This is a genomic window from Bifidobacterium sp. (assembly GCF_050874245.1).
Classification (GTDB): domain Bacteria; phylum Actinomycetota; class Actinomycetes; order Actinomycetales; family Bifidobacteriaceae; genus Bifidobacterium.
Genome location: NZ_JBNMKH010000120.1, coordinates 1 through 3,754, shown reverse-complemented (window position 1 = coordinate 3,754; position 3,754 = coordinate 1). Strand labels below are relative to the sequence as shown.

The following is a 3,754-nucleotide window of genomic DNA, read 5'->3' as shown; positions in this document are numbered from 1 at the left end:
TGTTCGACATAGCCGAACACGTCGCCACCAAGTCCGCAGCCGAAGCAATGCCACACGCCGAGCGCGGGGCGCACGGAGAAGCTCGGCGTCTTCTCGTCATGGAAGGGACACAGTCCCACGTACGTGCCGGTTCCGGAGGGCTTGAGCGTGACGGACGCGGATACGATATCGTACAGGTCGGCGGCGGCGCGGACCTTTTCTATGTCTTCCTTCTTGATCATTCCCGGCATACGCTCCAGCCTACCAGCCCATTCGGCCTCAGCACAGCAGGGAATGAAGCGTCATCGCGGAGGCGTCGGTCAGACTGGACACCTGGTCGATGGCCACGCGCAGCCGCGCGCCATCGTCCACGGCCCGACGCCAATCATCGAGGAACACGTTCTCCAATGCGGCGGACGGTCTGGGATTGTCCTTCATGAACATGTCAACCAGATCCTTGACGATACGGCGTTCCTCGACGTGCATCGGATTGAGTTCGCCGGGCGCCATGACGAAATGCACGGCGATGCCTTTGAGCGCCACGATCTCGTAGCCCGTCTCCTCGGGAACCACCAGATTCCCACGATAACGGGTCAGCGGATCGGTCCCGTACGTGTCCTTCGTGGCATGTTCCACGGAATCGGCGAACCGGCCGATCAATTCGCTGGTCATGTTCTTCAGCCGTGCGAACGAGCGCCGCGAACCATCGAAGCCGTCGGGGAACGTGTCACGTCGGCGCATGCGGTCGAACGCGTCCACCAGCCTGCCGCCATCCCATTGGGGGCCGTACCATGCGCGCGCGTCCTCCGCTATCGCACCGATCACCGCGCCGTCGCGTAGGACGCCTGGATCGAACGCGCCGGTGGCGATGGCGTCCTCCACGTCGTGCACACTGTAGGCGATGTCGTCGGCAAGGTCCATGACCTGGCATTCGATGGGCCGGCGTGTGGGATCCGACGTGCCGCGTTTGAGCCAGTCGAACACATCCGTATCGTCCGGATAAACACAAAATTTGGCTCCGCGCTCCCCTTTCGGATGCGCAGCGGCCTCGTCGAGCGTCCATGGATATTTGACTGCCGCGTCAAGCGCGGCACGGGTCAGGTTCACGCCCGCGGAACGGCCATCGGGGAACATGACCTTCGGCTCGAGTCGTGTGAGCAGCCGCAGGGTCTGCGCGTTGCCTTCGAAACCGCCGATGTCCCGGGCGATTTCAGCGAGCGCACGTTCCCCATTATGGCCGAACGGCGGGTGGCCGAGGTCGTGCGCAAGGCAGGCGCAGTCGACCACGTCGGGATCGCAACCGAGCGAAGTGCCGATCTGTCGACCGATTTGCGCGACCTCCAACGTGTGTGTAAGCCGTGTACGTGCGAAATCGTCCGTGCCGGCCACCAGAATCTGCGTTTTCGCGCCGAGACGACGTAATGCCGATGAGTGTATGAGTCGGGCGCGGTCGCGTTGGAAGGCGGTGCGGGAGCTGGATTTGGGTGGTTCCGGAGCCCAACGCTCCTCGTCGAACGCGCTGTATCCTTCGCTCGTCATGATGCACCGCCTTCCTATGGGTGCGGCGGCTGCCGCCGCTTTTTACGGGATTACAGGATGCTTGCCGGGTCGAGCTTGGCGAGGTCCTCGGCGGACAATACGTCCGTGACATGCTCGTACAGGCGCGGAATGCGGTTGCGCAGGCAGGTGAAGATCTCGTAGCTGATGGTGTCGGCGGCACGACCCCAATCGTCCGCGGTCGGTTCGGCGTAATCCTCGCCACGGCCCGGACCGAACAGTTCCACATTGTCGCCTTCGTGGATGCCGAGTTCGGCGGCGGAACCGTGCAGGTCGAGGATGAACTGGTCCATGCACACGCGGCCGGACACGTGGTACAGGCGTGGGCCTTCCGCGGTCATCACGCGCACCGGACCACCGGGCTTGGTCACGTGCTTGGCGCCTTCCATGTCGAATCCGGAGGCGGAGCGGTGGATGCCGTCCGCATAGCCGAGCGGCACGATCGCGGTGGAGGTGTCGGACGGGGTCAGATACGTACGGCCGTAGGAGATGCCATGGCCGGCTTCCACGTCCTTGACGGTGCCGAGCTGCGCCTGCAGGGTCATGGCGGGCTTCAGGCTATACGTGGACGGCGTGCCCATGGCCGGATCGGCTTCGTAACCGTACAGGCCGATGCCCGGACGGGTCAGTTCGAAGTGGATTTCCGGACGGGACAGCGTCGCCGCGGTGTTGGCGAGGTGGCGGATTTCCGGCGGAATGCCGGCCGCCTCCATACGACGGGTGAAGTCCTTGAACGTTTCGACCTGCATGTCGGTGGAGGCAACGAATTCCGGAACGTCCGGTGCGTCGGCGACCGCCAGATGGCTCCACTGGCCGACGATGTGCAGCACGCCTTCCTTGGCGAGCGGCACCAGTTTGGCGAGCGCCGCGTCGAAACCGGCGGGCGTGAAGCCGTTGCGGCCGAAGCCGGAATCGACCTTCACATGTACACGTGCCGTCTTACCGAGTCTGCGTGCGGCGGCCGCGACGCCGTCGATGCCGGCGAGCGAGCCGACGGAGATGTCGATGTCATTGGCGGTCAGCTCGTCGAACGGCACTTCGGCGCCGCTGTATACCCATGTCAGGATATGGCAGCGGTCCGGACCGATGCCGGCCTTGCGCAGCAACAGCGCCTCATGCGATTGCGCGGTGCCGAGCCACGTGGCCCCGCCGGCCAGCGCCGCGAGGGCTGCCGGAATCAGACCGTGTCCGTACGCGTCCGCCTTGACGACGCCCATGACGGCGGTGCCGGAATGCGGCCCGCCCACGACGTCGACCAAATGCCGCATATTGTCGCGCAGTGCGGCGAGGTCGACGATGGCCTGCGCCGGATACTGCCGACGGGCGGCCTGATAATTCGCTTTGCCTTGTTCGGATGAGAAATCCCATTCACGTGTTGCGCTCAAAGTCATGGCTCCTATTGTCGCGCCGCTATGTGACAGGAATGGAACATTCGGAACGCATGATGAGACGATTCACGATGTTTTCACGTCTTTTGTCCGGTCTCGGTTTTTATGCTTTCCATGCATAAGGCGTGTCGCATGCAACGGCAGCCTTTCTGATTTCTGGCGTTGAGGCGTGCCAGAGTCCCGGAAATCCGTCCGGTCCAGCCCATTTTTCAAACAATCACAGGGAATCTGACGACCATGGATCTATTTCGCAAGAAGTCGGTGGACCAGCTTGTCTCCGAATCGACTCCACTGAAGCGAACACTGAAAACCTTCGATCTGACCATGTTGGGCATCGGCGCCATCATCGGCACCGGCATCTTCGTGCTCACCGGCAAGGGCGCCCTCACCGCGGGACCGGCGCTGTGCGTGTCCTTCCTGCTGGCCGCCGTCTGCTGCGGCTTCGCGGGATTGTGCTACGCGGAGTTCGCCGCGATGGCCCCAGTGTCCGGCTCCGCCTATTCGTACGCGTATCTGGCATTCGGCGAGCTGATCGCCTTCGTGATCGGCTGGGATCTGATTCTGGAGTACGCATTGCAGGCAGCCACCGTCTCGGCCGGCTGGTCGGGCTATTTCAACAAGCTGCTGGAAGGCTTCGGACTGCATCTGCCGGTCGAACTGACTGCCGCGTACGGCACCACGCCGGGCGTGACCACCTACTTCAATCTGCCGGGCTTCGTGATCGTGCTCATCATCACGTGGGTGCTGTCCATCGGCATCAACCAGACGAAGAAGACCAACGACATCATGGTGATGATCAAGCTGGCCATCATCGTGCTGTTCATCGTGTG

The 3,754-nt window shown here is 63.0% G+C and carries 4 protein-coding genes; 1 reads left to right on the top strand and 3 read right to left on the bottom strand.

Annotated features, from left to right (window positions below):
- From ACR0P8_RS08935 to alr, 3 genes are all read right to left on the bottom strand, one after another.
- Positions 1-230: CHC2 zinc finger domain-containing protein (locus tag ACR0P8_RS08935; protein ID WP_432624734.1), on the bottom strand; the 230-nt coding region annotated here is incomplete at its 3' end.
- Positions 231-258: 28 nt separating this feature from the next.
- The gene (locus tag ACR0P8_RS08930; RefSeq protein WP_432624733.1) at positions 259-1,518 is read right to left on the bottom strand and encodes a deoxyguanosinetriphosphate triphosphohydrolase; all 1,260 of its coding nucleotides are present in this window, start codon (positions 1,516-1,518) and stop codon (positions 259-261) included.
- Between the two features lie 50 nt (positions 1,519-1,568).
- On the bottom strand, positions 1,569-2,927 hold the full coding sequence (gene alr, locus ACR0P8_RS08925) for an alanine racemase (RefSeq protein WP_432624732.1): 1,359 nt from the start codon (positions 2,925-2,927) through the stop codon (positions 1,569-1,571).
- A 234-nt stretch (positions 2,928-3,161) separates the two neighbouring features.
- Here alr and ACR0P8_RS08920 point away from each other — a divergent pair.
- Positions 3,162-3,754 (top strand): amino acid permease (locus tag ACR0P8_RS08920; RefSeq protein ID WP_432624731.1); only part of this gene is annotated, 593 nt, incomplete at its 3' end.

What these genes read in the sequence shown, in the direction of transcription:
- ACR0P8_RS08930 (WP_432624733.1), bottom strand. Translation starts at nt 1,518, where the DNA reads ATGACGAGCGAAGGATACAGCGCGTTCGACGAGGAGCGTTGGGCTCCG.
- alr (WP_432624732.1), bottom strand. Translation starts at nt 2,927, where the DNA reads ATGACTTTGAGCGCAACACGTGAATGGGATTTCTCATCCGAACAAGGC.